The 25569-nt window shown below is 73.2% G+C and carries 17 protein-coding genes; 11 read left to right on the top strand and 6 right to left on the bottom strand.

Annotated features, from left to right (window positions below):
• Positions 1–8: 8 nt before the first annotated feature.
• Positions 9–1019, top strand: coding sequence for a cell envelope lipid trafficking protein PgfA (gene pgfA, locus AC0680_RS26050; protein WP_478633056.1), 1011 nt, complete (start codon positions 9–11; stop codon positions 1017–1019).
• Here pgfA and hrpB read toward each other — a convergent pair.
• Both hrpB and AC0680_RS26040 read right to left on the bottom strand, forming a co-directional pair.
• Positions 1006–3567, bottom strand: coding sequence for an ATP-dependent helicase HrpB (gene hrpB, locus AC0680_RS26045; RefSeq protein WP_478633054.1), 2562 nt, complete (start codon positions 3565–3567; stop codon positions 1006–1008). The genes pgfA and hrpB overlap by 14 nt on opposite strands.
• Before the next feature lie 48 nt (positions 3568–3615).
• A complete protein-coding gene (locus tag AC0680_RS26040) occupies positions 3616–4437 on the bottom strand; it encodes a class I SAM-dependent methyltransferase (RefSeq protein WP_478633051.1) in 822 nt (273 codons plus the stop codon).
• A gap of 375 nt (positions 4438–4812) precedes the next feature.
• On the opposite strand from AC0680_RS26040, the gene rpsA reads away from it, so the two are divergent.
• The 6 genes from rpsA (at position 4813) to AC0680_RS26010 (ending at position 10372) form a co-directional block, all read left to right on the top strand.
• Positions 4813–6330, top strand: a complete 1518-nt coding sequence (gene rpsA, locus AC0680_RS26035) for a 30S ribosomal protein S1 (RefSeq protein WP_384437751.1) — start codon at positions 4813–4815, stop codon at positions 6328–6330.
• Between the two features lie 940 nt (positions 6331–7270).
• A complete protein-coding gene (locus AC0680_RS26030; RefSeq protein ID WP_478633048.1) occupies positions 7271–8215 on the top strand; it encodes a PAC2 family protein in 945 nt (314 codons plus the stop codon).
• 7 nt (positions 8216–8222) lie between these two features.
• Positions 8223–8387, top strand: a complete 165-nt coding sequence (locus AC0680_RS26025; protein ID WP_478633046.1) for a hypothetical protein — start codon at positions 8223–8225, stop codon at positions 8385–8387.
• Positions 8381–8971, top strand: a complete 591-nt coding sequence (gene coaE / locus AC0680_RS26020; RefSeq protein ID WP_478633044.1) for a dephospho-CoA kinase — start codon at positions 8381–8383, stop codon at positions 8969–8971. Before AC0680_RS26025 ends, coaE begins: the two co-directional genes overlap by 7 nt.
• Positions 8972–8994: 23 nt before the next feature.
• Positions 8995–9456, top strand: coding sequence for a cupin domain-containing protein (locus AC0680_RS26015; RefSeq protein ID WP_478633043.1), 462 nt, complete (start codon positions 8995–8997; stop codon positions 9454–9456).
• A 523-nt stretch (positions 9457–9979) separates the two neighbouring features.
• Positions 9980–10372: a tetratricopeptide repeat protein gene (locus tag AC0680_RS26010; RefSeq protein ID WP_478633041.1), complete on the top strand. Its 393-nt coding sequence runs from the start codon at positions 9980–9982 to the stop codon at positions 10370–10372.
• An 87-nt stretch (positions 10373–10459) separates the two neighbouring features.
• Here AC0680_RS26010 and AC0680_RS26005 read toward each other — a convergent pair whose 3' ends face one another.
• The gene (locus AC0680_RS26005) at positions 10460–10774 is read right to left on the bottom strand and encodes a DUF6343 family protein (RefSeq protein ID WP_478633040.1); all 315 of its coding nucleotides are present in this window, start codon (positions 10772–10774) and stop codon (positions 10460–10462) included.
• A 280-nt stretch (positions 10775–11054) separates the two neighbouring features.
• Entirely contained in the window at positions 11055–12548 is a 1494-nt protein-coding gene (locus AC0680_RS26000; RefSeq protein ID WP_478633038.1) for a UvrD-helicase domain-containing protein, read from the bottom strand.
• Between the two features lie 337 nt (positions 12549–12885).
• Between AC0680_RS26000 and AC0680_RS25995 the strand changes: the two genes are divergently transcribed.
• The 4 genes from AC0680_RS25995 to AC0680_RS25980 all read left to right on the top strand — a co-directional run bounded on the left by AC0680_RS25995 (position 12886) and on the right by AC0680_RS25980 (position 21593).
• Entirely contained in the window at positions 12886–15756 is a 2871-nt protein-coding gene (locus AC0680_RS25995; RefSeq protein WP_478633035.1) for a DEAD/DEAH box helicase, read from the top strand.
• The gene (locus tag AC0680_RS25990; protein WP_478633033.1) at positions 15753–17204 is read left to right on the top strand and encodes an SWIM zinc finger family protein; all 1452 of its coding nucleotides are present in this window, start codon (positions 15753–15755) and stop codon (positions 17202–17204) included. The genes AC0680_RS25995 and AC0680_RS25990 overlap by 4 nt, the downstream gene beginning before the upstream one ends.
• Before the next feature lie 14 nt (positions 17205–17218).
• Positions 17219–19150, top strand: coding sequence for a helicase-associated domain-containing protein (locus AC0680_RS25985; protein ID WP_478633031.1), 1932 nt, complete (start codon positions 17219–17221; stop codon positions 19148–19150).
• Positions 19151–19481: 331 nt separating this feature from the next.
• Positions 19482–21593: a hypothetical protein gene (locus AC0680_RS25980; RefSeq protein WP_478633028.1), complete on the top strand. Its 2112-nt coding sequence runs from the start codon at positions 19482–19484 to the stop codon at positions 21591–21593.
• Between the two features lie 17 nt (positions 21594–21610).
• On the opposite strand, the gene AC0680_RS25975 is transcribed toward AC0680_RS25980, so the two are convergent.
• Together AC0680_RS25975 and AC0680_RS25970 are read right to left on the bottom strand one after the other, a co-directional pair.
• Complete coding sequence (locus AC0680_RS25975) at positions 21611–23266, bottom strand: CDP-glycerol glycerophosphotransferase family protein (RefSeq protein ID WP_478633026.1); 1656 nt, start codon at positions 23264–23266, stop codon at positions 21611–21613.
• Between the two features lie 420 nt (positions 23267–23686).
• Positions 23687–25258, bottom strand: coding sequence for an FAD-dependent oxidoreductase (locus tag AC0680_RS25970; protein ID WP_478633023.1), 1572 nt, complete (start codon positions 25256–25258; stop codon positions 23687–23689).
• Positions 25259–25569: the final 311 nt, after the last annotated feature.

The raw sequence follows: 25569 nt of genomic DNA, 5'->3' as shown, positions 1-25569 counted from the left end.
CCGCCGTCATGCGCCGCACCGCCAGCCTGGTACTGCTCGCCTTCGCCGTCTTCTTCACCGCCCTGTCCCCGCTGATGCGGTGGTACGCCTTCCCGCGGCTCGCCAAGATCCCGCCCGGCCAGTACCAGGACATGGTCCTGGAGGCCAGGCCCGCCACCCTCGTCAACTACGGCACGATGAAGGCCGAGCAGGTCCCCAAGGTCACCATCGTCCAGACCCTCAAGGGCGACGTCACCGCCTCCGACCGCATCGAGAAGACCGCCGGCCGCGACGTCGTCGTCTGGAACGCGCTGTCCTACGTCGCCGGCCCCGACGGCAAGATGGTCTCCCAGATCCCCGAGCGCTACATCTTCGACGCCCACTCCCAGGAACCCGTGCACGCCACCGGCGAGATGGTCGACGGCGACCCGGTGCGCCGTACCGGCATCGAGTACAAGTGGCCGTTCCTCACCGAGAAGCGCGACTACACCTACTTCGACGCCCAGACCCGCACCTCGGCGCCCATCCAATACAAGGGCACCCGCACCTTCCGCGGCCTGGAGGTCTACTACTTCGAGCAGACCATCCCCTGGACGAAGGTCCCGCTCCCCAAGAAGATGCCGGTCAAGGGCATCACCCCGCAGGCCGTCGCGAAGATGGGCACCACCCGCTGGTACAGCACCAAGCGGATGTTCTGGGTCGAGCCGGTCACCGGCGCACCGGTCAACGGCGAGGAGATCCACAAGGAGGAGCTGCGCGGCGGCGATCTGCTGCCCGGCGGCGGCAGGGTCACCGCCTTCGCCGGCCATGTGAAGATGCGCGCCGACTACGTCGACTCCACCGTCGCCCAGGTCACGTCCCAGCGCACCCTCGTCCTGCTGCTCACCGGCTACCTGCCCTGGGGGTTCCTGGTCCTGGGCGCGGCACTGCTCGCCCTGAGCCTGCACCTCGAGGCCCGCGGTCGCCGCCCCGGCGCCGGACCGGCCCCCGCCGGCCGGGCCGCCCCCACCGCGCCGGACACACCGCTCAGCCCCGCTTGAGCCGCGCCGTCGTGTGCCGGGTCGGCTGCGCGGTCGTCGGGTCCTCCGGCCACGGGTGCTTGGGATAGCGCCCGCGCAACTCCGCGCGCACGGACCGGTACCCGCCCTTCCAGAAGGAGGCGAGATCGGCCGTGACGGCGGCCGGACGCCCCGCGGGGGAGAGCAGATGCACCAGTACGGGCACCCGCCCGCCGGCCACCCGCGGCGACTCCTGCCAGCCGAACAGCTCCTGCAGCTTCACGGCCAGCACGGGCTGCCCGCCGCCGTAGTCCACCCGCACCCGCGAACCGCTCGGCACCTCGATCCGCTCCGGCGCCAGCTCGTCGAAGCGGGCCGCCTCGCCACTCGCCCAGGGCAGCAGCCGGGCCAGCGCCTGCCCCGCGTCGATCCGCTCCAGATCGGCCCGGCGCCGTGCCCGCCCGAGTTCGGTCCCGAGCCAGTCCTCGACCCGCTCCAGCAGCGCCGCGTCCGACACGTCGGGCCACGGCGCCCCCAACTCCCGGTGCACGAACGCCATCCGCTGCCGCAGCGAGACCGCGGCGGGCGACCACCGCAGCAGGCCGGGCCCCTCCCGCCGCAACCCCGCCTCCACCGCGTCGCGCAGCAGCCCCGCAGCGGGCGCGGTCAGCGGCCGCGACGCCAGCTCGATCGCCCCCAGCCGGGTCACCCGCCGGGCCACCACGTCCCCGTCCGACCAGCGCACCTCCTCGTCCGAGGAGTACAGCGCCCGCGCCGCCGCACACGCCGTCCCCTCGTCGATCACCGCCGCCAGCTGCACCCGTGCCGACACCGCCGCCACCGGACGGTCCGCCACCGCGACGGCCAGCCACGCCGCGTCCCGCAGACGGGAACCACCCCCTCCGGCCCGTTGCCCCGGCCCCGCGCCCGCCAGCTCGGCACCGGTCCCGGACGCCATGAGATAGCTCCCGGCGCCGCGCGCCCGGGCCACCCGCTCGGGGAACGCCAGCGCGGCGATCAGACCGGCGACCGCGTCGTCGGACGCCGGCCCCCCGGCGCCCCCGTCCGCCCCCGGCTCCGCGCCCGCCGACGCCAGTCGCCGCGCCTCCTGCCGCCACCAGGCCGCGTACGCGTCGCCGCCCCGCCGCGCGCTGCGCCACGCCTCCGCCAGATCGTCCCCGTACGCCCGCGGCGGCTCCTCGCTCAGCAGGGCCACCACCTCCGCGGCGCGCCGCACGCCCACCTCGGGTGCGCCGTCCAGCAGGGCGCGCGCAAGCCGGGGATGCAGTCCGACCCGAGCCATCCTGGCGCCCCGCCGCGTCGCCCGGCCGTCCTCGTCCACCGCACCGATCGCCGTCAGCACCTCCCGCGCCGCGGCCAGCGCCCCGGCCGGCGGCGCGTCGAGCAGCGCCAGACCGCTCGCCGCCGGATCACCCCAGCAGGCCGCCTGCAAGGCGAACGCGGTCAGGTCGGCCACCTTGATCTCCGGCTCGGGGAACGCCGGCAGCCGCCCGTCCTCGGCCTGCGACCAGCAGCGGTAGACCACACCGGGCGCCTCGCGCCCCGCCCGGCCGGCCCGCTGCCGGGCCGCCGCCCGCGAGGCCCGCACGGTCGCGAGCGCGCTCAGCCCGCGTGCGTGATCCATCCGCGGCACCCGCGCCAGCCCGCTGTCGACCACCACCCGCACACCCGGCACGGTCAGGCTGGACTCCGCCACGGAGGTCGCCAGCACCACTCTGCGGCGGCCGCCGCCACCGGCCAGCGCCGCGTCCTGCACCTCGGCCGGCGCCCGCCCGTGCACCTGCAGCACCTCGGCGTCCACCCCGGCCAGCTCCCCGGCGACCCGCCCGATCTCCCCGACACCGGGCAGAAAGCACAGCACGTCACCCGACTGCTCGCGCAGCGCCCGCCGCACCACGCCCGCCACATGCGTCAGCAGAGCCGGATCCACCCGCATCCCGTGCGCCGGCCGTACCGGCCGCTCCGGTGGCGCCCACACCCCCTCCACCGGGTGCGACACGCCCGCCGCCTCGACCACGGGCGCCGCCCCCTGGGAGCCGCCCAGCAAACGGGCCCACCCCTCGGCGTCCGTCGTCGCCGACGCGGCCACGAGCCGCAGCTCCGGCCGCAGCGTCTCGCGTACGTCCAGGAGGAAGGCCGCGCAGGTGTCGGCGTCCAGATGCCGCTCATGGCACTCGTCGAGCACCACGACATCGACCCCGGCCAGCTCCGGATCGCGCTGCAGCCGCTGCAGCAGCACACCGGTGGTCACCACCTCCACACAGGTACGCGGCCCTGCCCGCCGCTCCCCGCGCACCGTGAATCCGACCTGGTCACCGGCCTTCTCGCCCAGCAGCCAGGCCATCCGCCGCGCCGCGGCCCGGGCCGCGATCCGCCGCGGCTCGGCCACCAGCACCCGCCGCCGGGGCCCCGTGCCGGTCAGGCCGGCGAGCTCCAGCGGCACCAGCGTCGTCTTGCCGGTGCCCGGCGGGGCGCACAGCACCGCCGCACCGGCGTCCTCCAGGGCGGCGCGCAGCGCGGGCAGCGCGGTACGTACGGGCAGCTGGGCGAGGGCGTCACGGGCGATCACGCCCCCAGTCTGCCGCCCCACCCTCCGGTGCCGGCCCGGGTGCCCCCGTTACCCCTCCGCCACGCACACGAAGATCGCCGTCCCCGGAATCAGGTGCCCGCGCAGCGGCGACCAGCCGCCCCACTCCTGGGTGTTGTCCTGCGGCCATTCGGGCTCGACGAGATCCACCAGCCGGAACCCGCCCGCCACCACGTCCCGCACCCGGTCGCCCAGCGTCCGGTGGTGCTCGACGTACACCGCCCGGCCGCTCTCGTCCTGCTCCACGTACGGCGTGCGGTCGAAGTACGAGGCCGCCACCGACAGCCCCTCGGGCCCCGGCTCGTCGGGAAAGGCCCAGCGGATGGGGTGCGTCACGGAGAAGACGAACCGGCCGCCGGGCCGCAGTACCCGCCGCACCTCGCGCAGCACCCGCACCGGATCGGCGACGAACGGCAGCGCGCCGTACGCGGAACACGCCAGGTCGAAGCTGCCGTCACGGAACGGCAGCGCCCCGGCGTCGGCCTCCACCAGCGCGGTGGTGTCGTCGTCCGTCCCGTCGGCGATCCGCAGCGCGTGCTGCAGTTGCCGGTGGGAGAGGTCGAGCGCCACCGGGCGCGCGCCCTGCGCCGCCAGCCAGCGCGAACACTGCGCGGCGCCGGCGCCGATCTCCAGGATCCGCTGCCCCTTCAGTGACTCGGCCGGCCCGAGCAGCCCGGCCTCCGCCTCGTCCAGCCCCTCGGGGCCCCAGATGAAACGGTCGTCCCCGAGGAACGCTCCGTGCTCGCTCTGATACTCGTCCGCGTTGCGGTCCCACCAGCCCCGGTTGGCGCGGCTGCTCTCGGTGTCCGAGGCGTCACGGCGGGTCGCCTCCGGCTCATGCTCTTGGTTCATCGCGCCCGTCGTCGTAGTCTTCGCTCTGCTTGTAGCTGCAGGGACTGTGAGGCCGTTCGACCTCGCGGAACATCGCGCGTGCCGGTTATGGGGCGTTCTGTCCCGGGTGTGCGCGTTCGCGCATTGACCGTGTCCGGCTGCCCCCGTATGCTACAAGTTGCGCTGCGGGCTTGCGCGCCTCAGACGGAGCAGGCCGCGCTCGCATCTGTATGTACCCCTCGGTTTTGAGGCGTTCCGGAACGTTCCCGGTGCTCAGGCACTGGTGACCTTCCGAAGCGAGCGTCTCTGACACTGTCCGGCTTATGCAGAAGCGATACGGGCTCTCGGCGTAGCAGTACCTACGACTTCAATGTCCGTACCGGAGCCCTTTCCCACATGACGAGCAGCACCGAGACCACCGCCACCACCCCGCAGGTTGCGGTCAACGACATCGGTAACGAGGAAGCCTTCCTCGCCGCGATCGACGAGACGATCAAGTACTTCAACGACGGCGACATCGTCGACGGCGTCATCGTGAAGGTCGACCGGGACGAGGTCCTGCTCGACATCGGTTACAAGACCGAAGGCGTCATCCCGAGCCGTGAGCTCTCGATCAAGCACGACGTCGACCCCAACGAGGTCGTCGCCGTCGGTGACGAGATCGAAGCCCTTGTTCTCCAGAAGGAGGACAAGGAAGGCCGCCTGATCCTCTCGAAGAAGCGCGCCCAGTACGAGCGTGCCTGGGGCACCATCGAGAAGATCAAGGAAGAGGACGGCATCGTCACCGGTACCGTCATCGAGGTCGTCAAGGGTGGTCTCATCCTCGACATCGGCCTCCGTGGCTTCCTCCCGGCCTCCCTGGTCGAGATGCGCCGCGTCCGCGACCTTCAGCCCTACGTGGGCAAGGAGCTCGAGGCCAAGATCATCGAGCTGGACAAGAACCGCAACAACGTGGTCCTGTCCCGCCGTGCCTGGCTGGAGCAGACCCAGAGCGAGGTCCGCCAGACCTTCCTCACCACCCTCCAGAAGGGTCAGGTGCGCTCCGGCGTCGTCTCCTCCATCGTCAACTTCGGTGCCTTCGTGGACCTGGGTGGCGTCGACGGTCTCGTCCACGTCTCCGAGCTGTCCTGGAAGCACATCGACCACCCGTCCGAGGTCGTCGAGGTCGGCCAGGAGGTCACGGTCGAGGTCCTGGACGTCGACATGGACCGCGAGCGCGTGTCCCTGTCGCTCAAGGCGACCCAGGAAGACCCGTGGCAGCAGTTCGCCCGGACCCACCAGATCGGTCAGGTCGTCCCGGGTAAGGTCACCAAGCTCGTTCCCTTCGGTGCGTTCGTGCGCGTCGACGAGGGCATCGAGGGCCTGGTCCACATCTCCGAGCTGGCCGAGCGCCACGTCGAGATCCCGGAGCAGGTCGTCCAGGTCAACGACGAGATCTTCGTCAAGGTCATCGACATCGACCTCGAGCGCCGCCGCATCAGCCTCTCGCTGAAGCAGGCCAACGAGTCCTTCGGTGCCGACCCGTCGGCGGTCGAGTTCGACCCGACCCTGTACGGCATGGCCGCGTCCTACGACGACCAGGGCAACTACATCTACCCCGAGGGCTTCGACCCGGAGACCAACGACTGGCTCGAGGGCTACGAGGCCCAGCGCGAGGCGTGGGAGAACCAGTACGCCGAGGCGCAGCAGCGCTTCGAGCAGCACCAGGCCCAGGTCATCAAGTCCCGCGAGGCCGACGAGCAGGCTGCGGCCGAGGGCGCCGCGGCGCCGGCGGCGCAGGGTGGCGGTCAGGCCGGCGGCGGCAACGCCGGTGGCGGCTCGTACTCCTCGGAGTCGGCGGACAACTCCGGCGCCCTGGCGTCGGACGAGGCGCTCGCCGCGCTCCGCGAGAAGCTGGCCGGCGGCCAGAGCTGAGCTTGCGCCGACAGGCAGCGGCGCGCCGCTGCTAGGCACTAGCCAATAGGCGAAGGCCCGTTCCCCTCTGGGGGAGCGGGCCTTCGTTGTGTATGGGGGTGGGGGCGGGGCGGGTCCGAGGTGGGAGAGGGGGCTGGGGGCTGAGTGCTGGGGTACCTGGCCGGTGGCCGGTGGCCGGTGGTCGTCCGGTGGTCGGTGGTCGCCCGACGAGCGGTGGTCGTCCGATCAGCCCACGGGGATGCCCGGATGGGCGACGTCGCGACCACCGGTGACTGTGTGGTCGCCCGCGATGGGTGACGCGGCAGTCGGATGCGTCGTAACGGGTGATCTTGATGGATGATCTTGAAGCCATGGCTACCGGCCCTGGGGGCACCGCTCGGATCCGACTCGTTGCAGCGGAACGCCGGTGGATGCCCTCGCCCATGCCGGCTCGCAACCACCGCTCGCGGTCAGCGCGGCCTCCTGTGAGCCGGTGAGCGTGATCCGGGGCGAGGAGGTGCCGGAGGCGGTGGTCCTGAAGTTGCCACGGTGTGTGCCGTTGGCGAACTGAATCCGGTCATCCGGCTTCGCCTCGGCGAGCGCGGAGGTAGGGGTGCCTCCGGTGGCCGCAGGGGCTGCAGTGGCTGCAGGGGCCGCGATGGCTTCTGTGGCGTACGTGGCCGACAAAGCCAACGTGGGCGGGGCGCGGCAAGCTCCAAGGGGTGAGGTCGATGAGTGAACTCACATTCCCTGCAAGGGAGTTGAATTCACGTTCTTGGGGATCCGCGCTCGGCGGCGCGCGGGGCCCGAGCCCGTCGGCCAGGACGCGCGCCCGGTGGTGAGGGACCCCCGCCCGGCGGGACGGAGAGTGTCCGGAAAGGGTCGGGGTCATATCCGCAGCCGGGAATGCCTGCGGTCGACCACACGTTGGCGTTCATGAGAACGAGGAGGAGCGGTCACTGTGTTGGATCCCCAGAGTTTGTACGCATGGGAGCCGAGCGGGCTCGCGGAGGTCGAGGCGATCGCCTCCAGGGACTCCGCGGGTCTCGTGCTGCTGTACCACTTCGACGGCTACATCGACGCCGGCGAGACGGGCGACCAGATCGTCCAGCGACTGCTCGACGGCCTGCCGAACGAGGTCGTCGCCCGCTTCGACCACGACCGCCTCGTCGACTACCGCGCCCGGCGCCCGCTGCTGACCTTCGAGCGCAACCGCTGGACCGCCTACGAGACCCCGAGCATCGAGCTTCGGCTCGTCCGCGACACCACCGACGCGCCGTTCCTGCTGCTGTCCGGCCCCGAGCCGGACGTGGAGTGGGAGCGCTTCGCAGGTGCCGTGAAGGAGATCGTGGAGCGACTCGGCGTGCGCCTCTCGGTGAACTTCCACGGCATCCCCATGGGCGTCCCGCACACCCGCCCGGTGGGTATCACCCCGCATGGAAACCGCACGGATCTGATGCCGGGTCACGCCAGCTTCTTCGACGAGGCCCAGGTTCCCGGTAGCGCTGAGGCGCTGATCGAGTTCCGGCTGGCCGAGGCGGGGCACGACGTATTGGGCGTGGCGGCGCATGTGCCGCACTACATCGCCCGTTCCGCGTATCCGGACGCCGCGCTGACGGCCCTGGAGGCGGTGACCGCCGCCACCGGCCTGGTGCTTCCCGGCGCGGCGCATTCGCTGCGGACGGAGGCCCTGCGGACGCAGGAGGAGATCGAACGACAGATCTCGGAGGGCGACGAGGAGCTGGTCGCGCTGGTCAGCGGGCTGGAGCATCAGTACGACGCGGTGGCCGGCGCGGAGACTCGGGGGAATCTGGTGGCCGAGCCGGTCGACCTTCCCTCGGCCGACGAGATCGGCAGAGAGTTCGAACGCTTCCTTGCGGAGCGGGAGGGCGAGGGCGGCGCCTGAGGTGGCGATGGCGCCTGAGGTGGTGATGGCGCTTGAGGTGGCGACGGCGTTTGAGGTGGCGACGGCGTTTGAGGTGGCGGTGAAGCCCGAGATGGGGACGGCGCTTGAGATGGAGCGCGGCCTCCTGCGCGCCGGCCGCTCCGGCGCACCGTATAGCGTGGGCCCATGGTGAAGGTGGGGCTGACCGGCGGCATCGGCGCGGGTAAGAGTGAGGTGTCACGACTGCTGTCGTCGTACGGCGCGGTGATCGTGGACGCGGACAAGATCGCACGCGAGGTCGTCGAGCCGGGTACGCCCGGACTGGCGGCGGTGGTCGAGGAGTTCGGGGACGGCGTTCTCACGCCGGAGGGCACGCTCGACCGGCCGAAGCTCGGCGGGATCGTCTTCGCCGACCCCGAGAAACTGAAGGCGCTGAACGCGATCGTGCACCCGCTGGTGGGCGCACGCTCGGCCGAACTCGAGGCGTCGGCCGGGCCGGAGGCGGTGGTGGTCCACGACGTGCCGCTGCTGACCGAGAACGGCCTGGCACCGCTGTACGACCTGGTGGTCGTGGTCGACGCCGCCCCCGAGACCCAGCTGGACCGCCTGGTACGGCTGCGCGGCATGGCCGAGGACGAGGCGAAGTCCCGGATGGCGGCTCAGGCGACCCGTGCACAGCGGCTGGCGGTCGCGGATCTGGTCATCGACAACGACGGGCCGCTGGAGGCCCTGGAACCGCAGGTCCGCGCGGTGTGGGAGCGCCTGCGGGGCGTATGAGCCCGGACGGTACCCTCACCGCCATGACTCCTCCTTCCGATCTCGACGCCAGGACCCCCGGCTCGGTGCCCGCCGCCGCTGCGGAGGCCGCTTCCGGCGCCACCGCCGCAACTCCCTCCGCCGATGACGGGGCCCCCGCGTCATTCGTCGTGAACATCCCGGGCATCGCGGACACGGATCTGGAGCCGGAACCGCTCGACCCCTCGCAGATCGTCTCCGGGGAGCCGGAGGTGACGGGGAAGGTGCTCTGGGAATCGCCGGACGGCCGGCAGCTTCGGGGCATCTGGCAGATCACGCCGGGTGTGGTGACCGACACCGAGGCCAATGAGCTGTTCGTGGTCGTCAGCGGACGTGCCACGATCGAGGTCGAGGGCGGTTCGGTACTCGAGGTGGGGCCGGGCGACGCATGCATCCTGCGTGAGGGCGACCGCACCCGGTGGACCGTCCACGAGACGCTGCGCAAGGCCTACCACATCAGCCTGTAGCGGGTGGCAGGTCCCGGCCCCGGCGCCGATGCTGCCGGGTCTCCGGCGCTATGGCCCGCTGTGGCGGTGCCGCGGATCGGTGGTGCGGTGCGGTGGCCCGGTGGTGCCGTGGCCCGGTGCTGCGGTGCTGCCCTGGTGTCCCCGGCAGCAGTGGTGGCCGTGGCCCGTTGCGGCGATGCGGCCGCCGTGGCCTGCTGCGGGGACGGCCGCCGTGGCCCGCTGCGAGGTGGTTGCTGTGTCTGTTGCGGCCGTGGTGTCGTGTCCTGCTGCGGTGGTGGTGCGGCCACGCCGGACCCCAATGCGGTTGCCGGTCCGATCGATGGCCCCGGAGGCGGCCACGGCTCGCCTCGGTTGGGCCGCCGAACCCGATCGGGGGTACCGGGCCCGGTTGAGGCCGCCCCGGTTGAGGCCGCCCCGGTCGGGGAATGCCGCGACCGACGGGGTTGTTGTGCCGCAGGTGAAGCCGTACGGCTCGTGGCTGAGGCATGCCCCGATGGCGACGGCAACGGGAGAGGAGCAGGCCGTGCCCGAGAGCAGCCCCGAGACGCATGTCATCGACTTCCGCGCCGCGGAGCAGTTGTTGGAGGCCCGCGACCCACGCGGCGCGATCCGGCTGCTGGACTCGGTCATCACCGCACACCCCGAAAACACCGCGGCCCGACTGCTGCGCGCCCGCGCCTTCTTCCTCGCCGCCCAACTGCGCCCGGCGGAACTCGAGTTCCAGATAGTGCTGGAACGCGAGCCGGACAATGCCTTCGCGCATTTCGCGCTGGGCCGCACTCTGGAACGCGGGGGCCGGCTGGACGAGGCGCTGCGCCACTTCCGCCTGGCAGCCGCTCTGGAACCGCGCCCGGACTTCCTCCAGGCCGCCCGCTTCCCCCACGGCGACACGGGCAACGGTGAACCCGCCCCATGACGAGAGGGGCAGCGGCGAACAGCCCGTGACGGGGATGCGGTCGCCGGCACTTCCCTGACATGCGGGGGTGAACACGCCCCCCGTCACCTACGGCTTGGTGCCGCGTCGGCGGCCGGTGTCCCTGCGTATGCCGAACGCTTCGTTCCGGCCACGATCCGGCTCGTAGGGCGGTATGTCCCTGCCCGGTTGGTAGTGCGGCCCCTGACGAATGTGGCGGATCACCATGGCCAGGTCCATGACTGCCACCATGGCCACGGCGGCACACGCCCCCGCCCATTCCGGTCGGCCGGCGTTGACGAAGGCCACGGCTCCGACGGTGGCACACAGCAACCCCCACAGCGCCAGCCCACAGCGCATTCTCAGCGGGCTGCGTGCGTGCAGCGGCTCATTTCCCGTACGCATCGGCACCCATCTCCCACCTCCAGGATCCTCCCGATCGACGAGCCGGTCACCTGTCTTCCCTGCCTTTCCTCGTCTCTCGCCCCCTCCCGCCCCGCTCCGCCCCTCCCTTCCCTCCCTTCCCGCCCCTCCCTCCCTCCCTCCCTCCCTCCCTCCCTCCCGCCCGCCCCGCCCCCTCCCCCCTGCCCCACCCCCTCCCGCCGTCTCCCTTCCACCTCGCCCCCCACCCCCTCCCGCTTCGTCCCCCCCTCCACCACCCGCCCCTCCACCACCCGCCCCCCGTTCAGTCGCCCTCGCGGCGTGGGTCGCCGGCGGGGTGGCTGTTGATCCAGGAGAGGCCGCCGATGTCGAGCAGTGATCGTGCTCGGGTGATGGCGACGTACGCCAGGCGTGCCTCGTCGATGTCGATGGGCCCGGGGACCGGCGCGCCGTCCTCGCCTCGCTCGTCGAGATCGTCGGGGGCGGTGAAGTCGTCCGCGATGCGCACGCTCGCCCACTCCCGCCCCTTGGCCCGATGCGCCGTGGACACCGTCACCTCGGCGGAAGCCTCGGGCGAGAGCCGGTCCAGGGCCTGGAGCACCGCTTGCGTGCCGTGCTCGTCGACGAGTTCCACCAGAGGCAGCAGATCCCGGCCTTCGGGGTCGAACTCTGCGTACTCACGCAGCTCCGCCCAGGTTTCGAAGAGCATCAGCTCGGGATGGGTGGTGCGGCGCCCGGCCTCCAGGTCATGTACGGCGCGTGCGAGCGCGCTCAGAGCCTCGCCCCCGCCCGCGAGCGCGACCCGGCGGCCCGCCTCCAGCTGCCGTATCACCTCCACCATCGCCCCCACATTCGTCCGGCACAGGATCGCGTCCGGGGCGCGGACCCTGTGTAACTCCGTCTCCAGGCAGCGGGAACCCGTCAGCCGGATCGGCGCGCCGACGATCGCCAGCCAGCGGTTGGCCTCGGCCGCCAGTGCCGGTCCGAAACGGAAGGAGCGGGAGAGGCTGAGCTGTCTGCCGTCGAATCCGGACATCACATCGCGCGCGCCACGCCAGCCGTAGATGGCCTGGGCGGAGTCCCCGACCAGCACCAGCTGTGCGTGGTCGCGCTGAGCGGTGAAGACCTGCTCGACCACGGGATTGGTGTCCTGGGCCTCGTCCAGCAGCAGGAAGTCCGCCTTGATGACCGGCTCGCGCAGCGCCCACATCTTGAGGTAGTGATCATGCTCGAAACGGACGACGCCGTGGTCCGGATGCTGGAGGTCGGCCCAGGCCTTGCGTGCGTAGGGCAGGACGAGATCGGCGAGTTGAGCATGCAGCGGCTCGGTTTCGGCGCCGCGTAAGGACGGAACGTGGTCCGGCGCGATATGGCTGTCGGCCGACTGGCAGAAGCGGGTGACGGTGCGCAGGACCGTGTAGGAGAGCGCCCTGTTGTCGACCTTGCGTGCTCCGATGCGTACCGACATGCCGTTGTCGATGCCCAGGGCCGCACCGGTGCGCCACCCCGCTTGCCGAGGGGCGTTCATCCGCGCCTGGTAGCCCCTGCCCACGGCGGTGTAGGCGAGGGCGTGCGCCGTTGCGCAGGCGACCTCGTCGGGGAATTCCCGGGCGGCGTGGCGGGCGACTGCCCTGTTGAAGGCGATGTAGCGGCCGAGCCGGCTCTGTCGCCGCGCGGAGTGCGCGAGCATCGCGAGGGTCGTCGTCTTGCCGGTGCCGGCGCCGGCCTGGATCACGAGATGCGAGCCGGTCGCAAAGGCCTCCGCCGCGGCGGTCTGTTCGGGTGTGGGGGTGTGCATGATGCTCCTCGCCGAGATCGAGTGATTACTGAGAGTTATTTCGTCACTCAATGTAATCGAAGTTGGGGTGGGTGCAAGAGGCATTTCGTTGCCTGTGGATAACTCCGCCCTCTCGCGCGGGAGTGCGGGGCGGGTGCGTTGTCAGTGCCGTCTGCTTCCATCGGCAGCAGACGACAGATTGCCGCGGCGGCTCGTCGGGTGCGAGGCAGGAGGCTGGGGAGACGTGGTGCGTACGACCGTAGACTCGCAGGTCGGGCGCGCCGGAGCGGGCCGCGGGCGGTCGGCCCGACGGGCGCCACGGCAGGCAGTGCAGGACGACCGGACATCAGGGGATGGCATGACAAGGCGGTGGGAGCGCGGCGGATGGGCCGCTGCCGTGGCCGGCTGCGCCGTGGCCTTCCTGCCCGCCCAGCCGCCGCGCGCCGGCAAGATCGCTCTTTGGCGGCCCGACGGTGGGCCCCTGCCGGAAGGCGACGGGGGAGAGGGGACGGGAACTCCGGGCGAGGGGCAGGCGCTGGAGCGAGTACAGCTGACCGTTGCCCGGCGGCACGGCAACGGGGCCCGCAGTCGCACGGTTGCCGCCGTGCTGCTCCCGCTGGCCGAGGCCGTGCCGCTGCTGGTCCGTGCCCGGCATGATCCGTCCGCCGACCCGGCCGCCGCCTGCTGGGGCGCGGCCACTCTGCACGCCCTGCACCTCGCCGCGCGCGGCAGACTGCTGCCGGGCCTGACCGTCGAGGACACCGACGCCTGGCGCGCCGGACCGCTCGACCCCGAAGACATCGCGCACCTCCGGGCCATCGCCGCCGCCATGCCCGCCGAGGCCCACCCCGTGCCGCTCCCCGGCAGCCGCCCGCTCCAGCTGCACGACCCCGCGGCCCTGGTACGGCTCTATGTGGACGCGGTCATCGACGCGCTGCCGCGCACCCCCGCCGCCGGACTGGTGGCCGGCGCCCCGTTCGCCGCGAGCGAGCCGCAGCACATTCCCGGCGCACGGGAGTGGGCCGCCGAGGTCGCGGCGGGCGTCGACGCCGGGGTGCGGCTCTCCCTGCGCCTGGACCTCGCACCGCACCGGCTCTTCGACCTCCGGGACGAGAGCGGGGCGGGCGACGCCGAGGAGCGCAGCGCGGCGGCCGCCGTCCTGCAGGTGCACAGCCTCACCGATCCGACCCTGGTGGCCGACGCCCGCGCCCTGTGGGAGGGCGAAGGCCCCGACCACTTCGGGCCCCGCTCCCGCATCGACACGCTCCTCGCGCTGCGTCGCGCCGCCCGCGTCTGGCCCCCACTCACCCGCCTCCTGGAGCGCCCGGTCCCCGATGTACTGCCCCTGGACGAGGAGGAGTTGTACGAGCTGCTGGGCGAGGCCGCGCCCCGCCTGGGTGCCGCGGGCGTGGCCGTCCACTGGCCCAGGGAGCTGGCCCGCGGGCTTACCGCGACGGCGGTGCTGCGCCCCGCACCGGGCTCCGCCGCGGACGGCTTCGGCTTCTTCGACTCCGGTGAACTGCTGCAATTCCGCTGGCAGCTGGCGATGGACGGGGCGCCCCTCACGGAGGCGGAAATGGACGCCCTGGCCGAGGCGCACCGCCCCGTCGTGCGGCTCCGCGACCAGTGGGTGCTGGTCGACCCAGGGCTCGTACGCAAAGCCCGTAAGCGTGAACTGGGCTATCTCGAGCCGGTCGATGCCCTCGCCGCGACGCTCCACGGCACCACGGAGGTGGACGGCGAACCGGTCGAGGTGGTGCCACTCGGAGCGCTCGCCGCACTGCGCGGCCGCCTCACCGACCAGGCGCACCCGCTGCCCCAGCCACCCGGACTGCGGGCGACCCTCCGCGACTACCAACTACGGGGCATGACCTGGCTCGACACCATGACCTCGATCGGCCTCGGCGGATGCCTCGCCGACGACATGGGCCTGGGGAAGACGGTCACCGTCATCGCGCTCCATCTGCACCGACGGCCCACCGACCCCGTACTCGTGGTCTGCCCCGCCTCGCTCCTCGGCAACTGGCAGCGGGAGATCGAGCGCTTCGCGCCCGGTACGCCCGTGCGCCGCTTCCACGGCACCGGCCGCAGCCTCGACGGCCTGAACGGCGGCTTCGTCCTGACGACGTACCAGACGATGCGCAGCAGCGCCGCCCAGCTGGCCGCCCGGCCCTGGGCATGGATCGTCGCCGACGAGGCACAGCATGTGAAGAACCCCCGCTCCTCGACGGCCAGAGCGCTGCGCAGCATCAAGGCCCCCGCCCGTATCGCCCTCACCGGCACGCCGGTGGAGAACAACCTCTCCGAGCTGTGGGCCCTGCTGGACTGGACGACCCCTGGTCTCCTCGGCCCCCTCAAGACGTTCCGGGCGCTTCATGCCCGTGAGGTCGAGGGAGGCGAGGACCCGGAGGCGGCCGAGCGGCTGGCCAGACTGGTGCGCCCGTTCATCCTGCGGCGCAAGAAGTCCGACCCGGGGATCGCGCCCGAGCTCCCGGCCAAGACCGAGACGGATCATCCGGTGGCGCTGGGACGCGAACAGGCCGCGCTCTATCAAGCCGTCGTCCGCGAGACGCTCGCCCGGATCGAGACCGCCGAAGGCATCGCGCGCCGCGGACTGGTCATGAAGCTGCTCACCGCCCTCAAGCAGATCTGCAACCACCCCGCGCAGTACCTCAAGGAGACCGCCCCGGGGCTGGCCGCCCGCTCCGGGAAGCTCGAACTCCTCGACGAACTCCTGGACACCATCCTCGCCGAGGGCGGCGCCGTGCTGGTCTTCACCCAGTACGTGAGCATGGCGCGGCTGCTCGAACGGCACCTCGCCGCCCGAGGCGTCCCGACACAGCTGCTGCACGGCGGCACCCCCGTCGCCGAACGGGAGAAGATGGTCGACCGTTTCCAGTCCGGGCAGGCCCCGGTCTTTCTGCTGTCCCTGAAGGCGGCCGGCACCGGCCTGAACCTCACCCGCGCCGGACATGTGATCCACTACGACCGCTGGTGGAACCCGGCGGTGGAGGAACAGGCCACCGACCGCGCCTACCGCATCGGCCAGACCCAGCCCGTCCAGGTCCACCGGCTGATCGCCGAGGGCACGGTCGAGGACAACATCGCCCAACTCCTCGACGCCAAACGGGCGCTCGCCGACGCGGTGCTCTCCGGTGGGGAGACCGCGCTGACCGAACTGACCGATGCGGAACTGGCCGATCTCGTCTCCCTCAGGAGGCCCGGATGAACCGCCGACCCACCTTTGGGCGCGCCGCCGCGGCCGACCACCAGGCCCGGGCGGACCGTACCCGCACCTTCCCGCCGCTGCCCGTCCGGACCGGTGCCCGGGGGCTGTTCGCCGAATCCTGGTGGGGAAGCGCCTGGCTGGACGCGCTGGAGAGCGCCGCCCTCGACAGCGCCCGGCTCGCCCGTGGCCGGACCTACGCCCGCGACGGCCATGTCGACACGATCAACATCACACCGGGCCGCATCGTCGCCACCGTACGCGGCAGCAGGCCCCGCCCCTACAGCGCAGAGATCCGCCTCAGGACCCTCACCGGCCAGGAGTGGGACGCCCTCCTGGACGCGATCGCCGCGGACCCCGGACAGCTCACCGCCCTGCTGGCAAAGCAGCTGCCCAGCGCCCTGGCCGAAGGCGAGGTACGCCTGCTCCCGGGGCCGGGCGACCTCGTTCCCCGGTGCTCGTGCCCCGACAGCGGCAGGCCCTGCAAACACGCCGCCGCGCTCTGCTTCCAAGTGGCCAGGCTCCTGGACACGGACCCGTTCGTCCTGCTGCTGATGCGCGGCCGCGGTGAACGCGAACTCCTCGACGAGCTCTCCCGCCGCAACGCCGCCCTGACCGCCCGTGAAACCCGCGCGCACACCCTCGCCGCCACCGCACCGGCCACCGGCAGGCAGGTGCCCGAAGAGCCCGCACGAGTCGATGCCGGCGACCGCACCGCCGCGGTGGCCCCGGGTGCCGTGCCCGAGGAGCCCGTTGCCCCCAGGACGCCGACGCCCTCCGGTGTCCCCGCCCGCACGGCTCTCGCCGACCGGCCCCGGCCGCCGCTCCCGGCGCCCCTTCCGGTGCCGCCCCAGCCCGGTCACCCGCCTGCCCTGCCGGACGGCGACGGCCTCCCCTTCGACCCCGCCACCCTCGAATTCCTGGCCGCCGACGCCGCCGCCCGCGCCCACGCCTGCGTATCCGCCGCCGGATCACCGACACCCGGTGGCGGGCAGCAGGCCCTCCCCGGCCCGTTCCCGGACCTGCCCCCGTGGCAGGACTCCGTCCGCCTGGCCGCCACCGCCCACCCCACCGGCGGCCTGACCGCCACCACCCGGGCCCTCTACCGCGACCTCGCGGCCGCGACCGGCCGCACGCCCACGGACGTGGCCCGCTCCGTCGCGGCCTGGCGCCAGGGCGGCCCCGAAGGCCTCGCCCTCCTCGACACCACCTGGAACCCCCCGGCCGGTGACTTCGACCGGGCCCGCAGCGCCCTCCTGGCCGCCGACCTCCCCGCCCTGCGCCCCCGCCACAACCACCTCACCGACCCCGACCGCGGCATCCAGCTCCGCTTCGGCCACGACAACCGCTGGTACCCCTACGAATCCGAACCAGGCGCCGAGGACTGGTGGCCCACCGGACCGGCCGACCCCGACCCCGTAGGCGCCCTCACCACCCTGCTCGCGCGATGACTAACCTCAAGGCCGTGGAAGGTCTCGACACACTCACCCGATCCCTCGCCCAGCGCACCCCCGAGCAGCTCGCGGCACTCCTCACCCGCCATGCCGAGCCGCTCGCCCGCCGCCCCGCCCCCACCGAACTGCGCGGCCTGGCAAGCGCGTTGTGGTCCTACGAAACCCTCCACCACCTGGTGCTGCACCTCGACCACCCCCGCCTGCAGGTGCTCGCCGCCACCGCCCGCATCAGCCAGGAACGCGCCGCACGGGACGCCCACGGCCCCACCGCCCCCGCCCCGGGGGCCGACTACCAGTCCCTGATGGCCCACCGGCTGTCCTTCGCCCAACTGGCCACCGTCCCCGTCCCGCCCGAGGACGTCTTCACCGCCCTCGGCGCCATCGGGCACGCGCGCAGCGCCGCCGAAGCCGGCCTGCGCGCCCTCTACGACGACGGACTGGCCGCCCCGACCGAGGACGGCAGCGTCGTCGTCCCGCCGCGCGCCCCGCAACTCCTGGCCGCCCACGACCTCGGCTCGTTCCTCGCGCACGCCCCGCAGCCCGTCCCGGACGACACCGCCGACCCCGCGACGCCCGCCACAGCGGTCCCCGCGACCTCACTGCACGACGAGTCCCGGGCCGCCGCCGCGACCCTCGCCGCCACCGTGGACCGCCTGCTGGCCTCGCTGGCGACGCAGCCCGCCGCGCTGCGCAAGGCGGGCGGCCTGGCGGTACGGGAGATCAAGCGGCTCGCCAAGGCGGCCGGCGCCTCCGAACCGCACACCCGCCTCCTCCTCGACCTCGCCCTCGCCGCCGACCTGATCGCGCTGACCCGCACCCCGGCCGGCATCACCGCCCTGCCCACTGGCGCCTACGACGACTGGCTCCTGCTCCCACCGGGCCGGCGCCTCGCCCCCGTCCTGGCTGCCTGGTCCGCCCTGTGGGCCATCCCCACCCACACCCCGTTCGGCGAAACCCCCACCGCGCTGGTCCGCGGCCACGACCGGCACGCGCCCGCGCTGCGGCACGCCCTGCTCGCCGCCCTGGCCGCCGTCCCCCTGGGCGCAGCGGCACCCCTGCCACCCCTGCCGCAAGCGCAGTCCCCCGGACCGGAGGCCACACCGCGTACCGACGCCGCGCTGCGCAGCCTCCTCGGGGCGGCGGACTGGCACCGCCCCCTCGCCGTCAGCGGGCAGCCGATGGCCGAGGAACGCGCCGCGCACACCCTCCACGAAGCGGCCTATCTGGGACTGGTCGCCCACGGCACCCTCACCCCCCTCGGCCGGGCGCTGCTCGCCGACCCGCGGTCCCTCGACGAACCGCTCGGCGACCTCCTCCCACCGCTGCTCGAACAGGCCCACTTCCAGGCCGATCTGACCGCGGTGGTGCCCGGCCGCCCCGCCGCCGCGCTCGCCGGCCTGCTCGCCTCCGCGGCCGACCGCGAGTCCGAAGGCCACGCCGTGACCTGGCGCTTCACCCCCGCCTCGGTGCGTCGCGCGCTGGATGCCGGCCACAGCGCCGAAGGCCTCCTCGACGACCTCACCCGCGCCTCGACGGCAGGGACCCTGCCGCAGCCACTGCGCTACCTCGTACAGGACGCCGCCCGCGCCCACGGCCGGATGCGGGTCCTGCCCGCTGCCTGCTGCATCCGCTCCGACGACGAAAGCCTGCTCAAGGAGCTGGCCGCCCACCGCGCACTGCACGCCCTCGCCCTGCGGGCCATCGCCCCGACCGTCCTGGTCAGCAGCAGCCCGCCGGCCGCCACCCTGGAGGCCCTGCGCGCCGCGGGCTACGCCCCCGCCCTGGAATCCGACACCGGCGCCACCACTGTCGAACGGCTCCCCGCACACCGCACCAAGGCCCCCGCCCCCACCCGCGATCCGCACGCACCCCTCACTCTCGCGCGCCGCCTCCTGGGACTCTCGCCGGACCACCAGGACACCGCCACGACCAGCGGAACGTGACCGTTGGCGGGCCGGGTGGCCGGGTGGCCGGGTGGCCGGGTGGCCGGGTGGCCGGGTGGCCGGGTGGCCGGGTGACCCGGTGGTCGAGGGGTGGGCGGCCAGGCGTGCTGCGCGCCGCCCCCGCGGCCGATTTCTACTCCCTTTCCTTTTCTTTTCTTCTCTGCTGACCGGATCTGATCGAGGAGTCGTCGGACGCGGTGGACTCCCGCCGGCATCGCGGCCGCGGTGTCAGTGCCGTCAAGTAGCGTTCTGGAGTGCGGAGTCGATCCGGCAGTCCGGGCGGATCGACCGGCCGAGGCGGAAGGGCGAGGTCGACGTGGGGGAGCACGGGGTGGGGGACGGCGTACACAACGAGTTCGGTGGCAGCGCGTACGGACCGGTCGTGCAGGCCGGGGCGATCCACGGCGGGGTGCACTTCGAGTTGAAGCGGCCGGAGGTTCCGGTGCCCCGTCAGGTGCCAGCCGGAGTGGTCCAGTTCGTCGACCGCGAGCCGGTGATCGAGGCCCTCAGCGGCTCGGTGGGGGAGAGCGGCGGGGTGGCCGTGCTCAGCGGTCTGCCGGGGGTGGGCAAGAGCGCGACTGCGCACAGATGGGCGCAAGGGGAGCGCGGCCGGTTCCCCGGTGGCGAGTTCTATGTCGACTTCGCCGAGCTGAGGGCGCAGGCCGGCGGGGACGTCTCGGCCGGTGTCAGCCGCTGCCTACGGGCGATGGGAGTCGAGGACCAGTACCTGCCGGGGACCCTCGGCGAGTTGACCGGGATGTTCCGCAGCCGGACGGCCGACAAGCGGGTGCTGGTGGTCCTGGACGACGTGACCGAGCCGGCGCAGGTACAGGCGCTGATCCCGGGGGCGCCGGGGAGCGTCGTGCTCGCGACGAGCCAGGGCCTGCTCGGTGAGCTGCTCACGGTGGGGGCGCGTCTGCTGCCCCTGGAACCCCTCTCCGGCGCACACGGCCTGCAACTGCTCCAGCGCCTGTGCGGAGAGGAGCGCATCATGGCGGACGGGGCGGCCGCGGCCGAGCGGATCGTGGCGAGCTGCGGCGGGCTGCCGGTGGCGCTGCATGTGGCCGCCGCACGGCTGGTGATGCATCCGCGGTTGTCGGTCGAGGCGCTCGCCGATGAACTGGCCGATGACGAGCGTCGGTTGGACGCTCTGCGCAGGGGAGGCGAACGGGTCGTGACGGCGGTCTTCGCGGTGGCGTATGCCGGGCTGTCCGAGGAGACGGCGCGGCTGTACCGGGTCCTGGGCCTGTACCCCGGGCGCCGATGGGACACGGAGACGGCGGCCGCCGCCGCCGGGATCACCGGCCCTGAGGCGGCCGAGCAGCTCGAAGCCCTGGAGACCGCGAGTCTGATCACTGTGGCGGCGGACGGGCGCTACGACTTCCACGACCTGGTGCGACTGCACGCCAGACAGCAGGCGGCCGGTGAGGACACCGAAACCGAGCGCACCGCCGTCGTACGCCGGGTGGTGGACCATCTGCTCACCCGGGCCGCGCACGCCGACCTGGCCGTCATGGGCCGCCGGATGCGCATCGGAGGGTACGTCGAGCGCCTGGAGGCGGCGGACCCAAGGCACGGCTTCCGCGACCGCCAGGAAGCGCTGGAGTGGCTGGACGCCTGGCGCGGCGAGCTGCTCGCCGTCCAGCGGGCCGCCGCGGACCGCCGGTGGCATCGCCGCGCCTGGGAGCTGGCCGAGGCGCTGACCGCGCTGTTCCTCAACCGCAGATACCTCAACGACTGGGCCCTGTCCGGGGAACTCGGCGCGAGGGAGGCCGCAGCGGACGGCGATCCGGCCGCCGAAGCCCGGCTGCGTTCGCTCCTCTCGCGTCCGTTGATGGACCGCGACGAGCTGGACCGGGCCCGCAGCGAACTCGAGACGGCCATCGCACGGGCCGACGAATCCGGCCATACGCTGCTGCGGGCCTCCGCCCGCGAGTTCTACGGGCGGTACTGGGACCGCTGCGATCCGGAACGCGCCGTGGCGACGTACGAGGAGGCGATGGCGCTCTACCGCGCCGCGGGCGACGAGCGCGGAATCGCCATCGGCCGCTACTTCATGGGCCGTGCACAGCACGCCGTCGGACGCACCGAGGACGCGCTGGCCACGCTGCGGGACGCCTACGACGGATTCCTGGCGATCGACGACCGCCGGATGGGGGCGCGTGCGCTGGCTGCCCTCGGAGGCGTGCGGAGGGACCTGGGGCACACCGATGAGGCGGTCGCGGCACTGGAGGAGGCCGTACGGATGCTGCGTGAACGCGGAGCCGTCCACTACGAGGCCCCGGTGTGCGAGGCGCTGGCGGAGATGGCTGAGGAGCGCGGCGACCGTGAGCGGTGGCGTCAACTGCTCACCCGGGCACTGGAGATATACGAGGCGGGCGGCGGGCCGCGCGCCGTCGAACTGCGCCGCCGGCTGACGGAGACCGAGCAGACGCCCGAGTAGCGGGGTGGAGAGGAGGGCTATGTGCCGTGGCCGTGCCGGGCGACGCGCAGCGAGGCGTCCTCCGTGCGGTTGCCGAGGGCGAGGGTGACGATGCCGGCCAACGGGAGTTGGGAGCGCAGAAGGGCGTAGACGACGCCGGCCAGCACGGCGGGGTCGGCCATGAGGCCGGTGGCGCACACCTCGACCGTACGGCCGTCGCGCAGCCCGATACGGCAGCCGCGGCCTGCGACGGTGGCGGCGGTGAGCAGACAGCCGGAGTAACGGGCGAAGGTGTCCTGGATCCATCGGTCGGCGGCGACGGCGGTAGCGGCCGGCTCGCGGCGGACCAGGACCGAGGCGCTCTCCGCCAGTCGCCGGTCCCATTCGTCGTCGGCGCTCGAGAGATGGCGGAAGGGGCCGTCCGGAGTATCGGATCGCTCGGGGACGGCGAAGGAGTCGACGACGGCGGGGGTGCGCTCGACCGACACCCGGGGTCCGTCGGGTCCCTCGCCGATCGAGGTGGTCACGTAGGTCGCGGTGACCTTCGCCGGGCGGTCCTGCGGTACGGGAGGTTCCGGCGCCCGGCGCGGGGGCGGCGGACCGGTCGGCTCGGGGAGGTCCAAGAGGTCGTAGACGGCGGACCGGATCAGGTCCAGGGCCCGGCCCGGGGCGGCGAAGGCCCTCTCGCCGAGCTTGCGGAGGCGGGCGACGGTGTCGTCGCCGGCCGACTGCGGGGCATGGAGCGCCCGCTCGATCTGCGGCCGGAGCGGCACGTCGACGGCGAGCCGGGGTGCGATCCGCCCCAGCTCGGCCATGGGGGTGCCGGCCACGGCCTCCTCCTCGCTGAACGCGCCGAGCAGCAAGGGCGTACCCAGCGCGGCGCCGTAGAAGGTGACCGATCCGTGGTCGCCGATGAGAAGGTCCGCGGCGAGCAGCGTGGCCTGCCAGCCCGCCGTCGGCGCAATGGTCAAGAGCCCGGCGTCATGGGCGGAGTCGAGGACGGAACGGACGGCATGGTGGCCGTGGGCAGAGGCGATGTTGGGGTGGGTGACCAGGGCGACGGTGTAGTGGTCCATGGGCAGTTCGGCGAGCAGCCGGGCCGGAAGCGCGGGATCCCGGCCCAGGAGCGAGCGGTCGCGCCAGGTCGAACTCAGCACGATCAGGCGGTTGCCGTCCGGGACACCCAGGGCCCGGCGGTAGGCGGTGCGCAGATCCCGTCCGTCGCGCAGTGCGTCATAGCAGGGATCGCCGACCAGAAGGGTGTGGCCGGCGGTGGCGGGGTGGGCGGCGGCCAGCTGGGCCGCCTGGTCCGGGTGCGAGAGGGCGAGCCGGGCCCGGCCGCTGCGCAGCAGGTCGTCCGGCACGACCCCGGCGAGCCGGTCCCGGTCGCTGCGGGAGTCGGGGACGACCTTGTGGAAGCCGACACCGTGGGGGAGGACCAGGACGGGGGCGGTGTGGTGTGAAGCGGTGAGATCGGCGTTCTCGGACGCCGTGATGATCAAGTCGGGGGCGATACGGGCGAATTGGTGCCAGGGCAGGATGCGGGCGCCGACCGACTCCAGCAGGGCGTGGACGCCGTCGTTGAACGCGGAGGTGGGGTCGTAGGCGAAGACGAGGGAGATCCGGGGGTCATCACGCAGCACCGGGCGCAGGACGTCGAGGACCCGGACGGTCGAGGTGACGGTGCGCGCCACCGCCACGACGATGCGCTCGCCGGCGAACGTCAGCCAGCGTTCGGGGTCCTCGCCGACGGGTACCCGCAGCGGCGGTATGAGGCCGTGACTGGTGTCGCGGCCGTCGGCACACGCACAGCCGCTCGCGGCTCGCGGCTCGCGGCTCGCGGCTCGCGGCTCGCGGCTCGCGGCTCGCGGCTCGCGGCTCGCGGCTCGCGGCTCGCGGCTCGCGGCTCGCGGGCATGCTGGTTAGCGCCTGTCACGGTTGTCCGCAACCCCTTGATGGTGATCCCGGCTGTCTTCGGCGCCCTACGGTAGATCAGCGGCGCCGCGCCCAGGCGACCAGGTGCGGCGGGTGGAGCGCGGACGGCCTCGCGGCCATGCCCCGGGTGTGTCCGGCCACGGCCTCAGGGGCGTCCGGTGGCCGTGGCCGGACACGTTCTAGTCGTCTCCCGGCTTCCGACGGCTCGCCCCGTTGAAGCGCCACAGAGCCGTCGGTCCGAAGCCGAGCGTGCGGGGACGACGCCTGGAGACGCCGGGCAGCGCCGCGAGAGTGGGGGTGGCACCGGACGCCGAGGCGGACCGCGGGCCGGTCGCCGACGCGGGTTCGGCCGCCGCCGGCAGGGGGGCCGGGACCGCTATCGGGGACTCCTCCTCCCAGTCCCGCGCCCCGCCCGGCGCCGGGCGGATCGGAGCCGTCCGCGCCCGGAGCAGGCCGAGCGCGGCCGACGGGTGCGGGAACGGAGCGGTACGGGCACCGGGGGCGACGACATCGACATAGGCGCGGCAGACGGCGCCGCGACCGGTGGCGGGGTAGTGAAGGTCCTCGCCGGTGGCCAGGGACCATGGTTCCTGGACGATGCGGCCGATGGTGCGCTGGACCTTCCGGGCGATGCCGGCGTCGTCCATCCCGTGCCGGCGCAGTGTCTGGCGCAGCGCGGCGGCGCTGTGGGCGGCGATGGACAGGCCCTGGCCGAAGTCGGGGCTGAACGAGACCACGGCGCCGCCGAGCGCGATGAACCCCGTGGGCCAGGACGGCAACTGCTCAAAGCGCCGGCGCCGGTTGGACGTGTCGCGGGCCAGCCGTACCTCGCTCAGCGGTTCGGCTTCGGCGATCAGGTCGCCTATGGCGGAGTTGCCCGTGCGGCGGGCGAACGGGACGAAGCGGTTGGCGTGTTCGGTCGGGCATTCGTCCCCGGTGCCGGTGAGGGTGACCAGCCAGCGTCCACCCTCGATGGGCACCAGTGTGGCCGTCCTCGCGGGGATGGGGCGCCCGGGACCGCGCCGACCGGGACCGGGGGTGGTGAGGGCCGAACGGGAGGTGAGCACCGGCACGTTCTCGGTGCCCTCGGGGGCGCGGAAGATGCGGGTCGCGGAGACGATCCCGGGGTCCGAGACGTCCTCGCGCGCGGCGGGCAGCCCCAACGCGGACAGCCGGTCCCGGGTGGTGGAGTGCCGACCGGTGGCGTCGACCACCAGGTCGGCATCCAGCCGATACGTTTCGCCGGTCGTGGTGTCCCGTACGCGCACCCCGGTGACGTGCTCCGCGGTGCCGGTCAGCTCCTCCGCCTCGGTGCCGTCGAGGACGGACACACCGGGGAGGGCGGGCACCTGCCGGCGCACGACCCGGTCGAGCAGATCGCGTGAGCAGGCGACCAGATACGGCGAGCGGCGCCGGCCTAACCAGCCCTGCGGGGAGCCGGCGGCGAGCTCCGCGGGCAGCGGGATCCGGCGGGCTCCCTCGGCCAGCCATTCGTCGGCGCTGCCGGGCAGCAGGGTGTCGACCAGCCGGGCTCCGTCCGCCGCCAGCAGGTGGGCGTGCCTGGCCTGTGGAAGGTCCGTGGGGAGGGCGGGGGTCCGCGGCAGCCGGTCGCGCTCGACGACGATGACATCGGCGTATGCGGACAGTGCGGCGGCGGCGAGCATGCCGGTGAAGCCGCCGCCGAGCACCACGGCGAGGTGCGGGTGGGTGAACTGCAGCCCGCTGCTGCTCGTACTGCTCGAGGAGTTCATGAACAGTCCCTTTCTCGGCGGCGTCGCACGATCTCCCGGTGGGAGCGGGGCTCGTCCAGAAAGGGCGGTGCCGCATGCGGTCGGGAGTGTCGGCGCGCGGCGGCGATGACGGCGTCGGTGGCGGCCGTGAACGAGGCCGTCAACGAGGACGGCAGGGACGCGGACGCGGTCCGCAGGATGCGCAGAGGTGCCGGTGGAAGTGGTCGTGCCAACTGTGGGTCCCGGGGGGGGGGGGGGGGGGGGGGGGGGGGGGGGGGGGGGGGGTCCCGGGGGGCGTGGCCTTCTGACGAACGCCATGTGGTTGCTTCGTC

The sequence above is a fragment of the Streptomyces sp. NPDC043738 genome, assembly GCF_056436545.1.
Note: the sequence above shows the minus strand (reverse complement) of the source record. Positions and strands in the feature narration are given on the sequence as shown.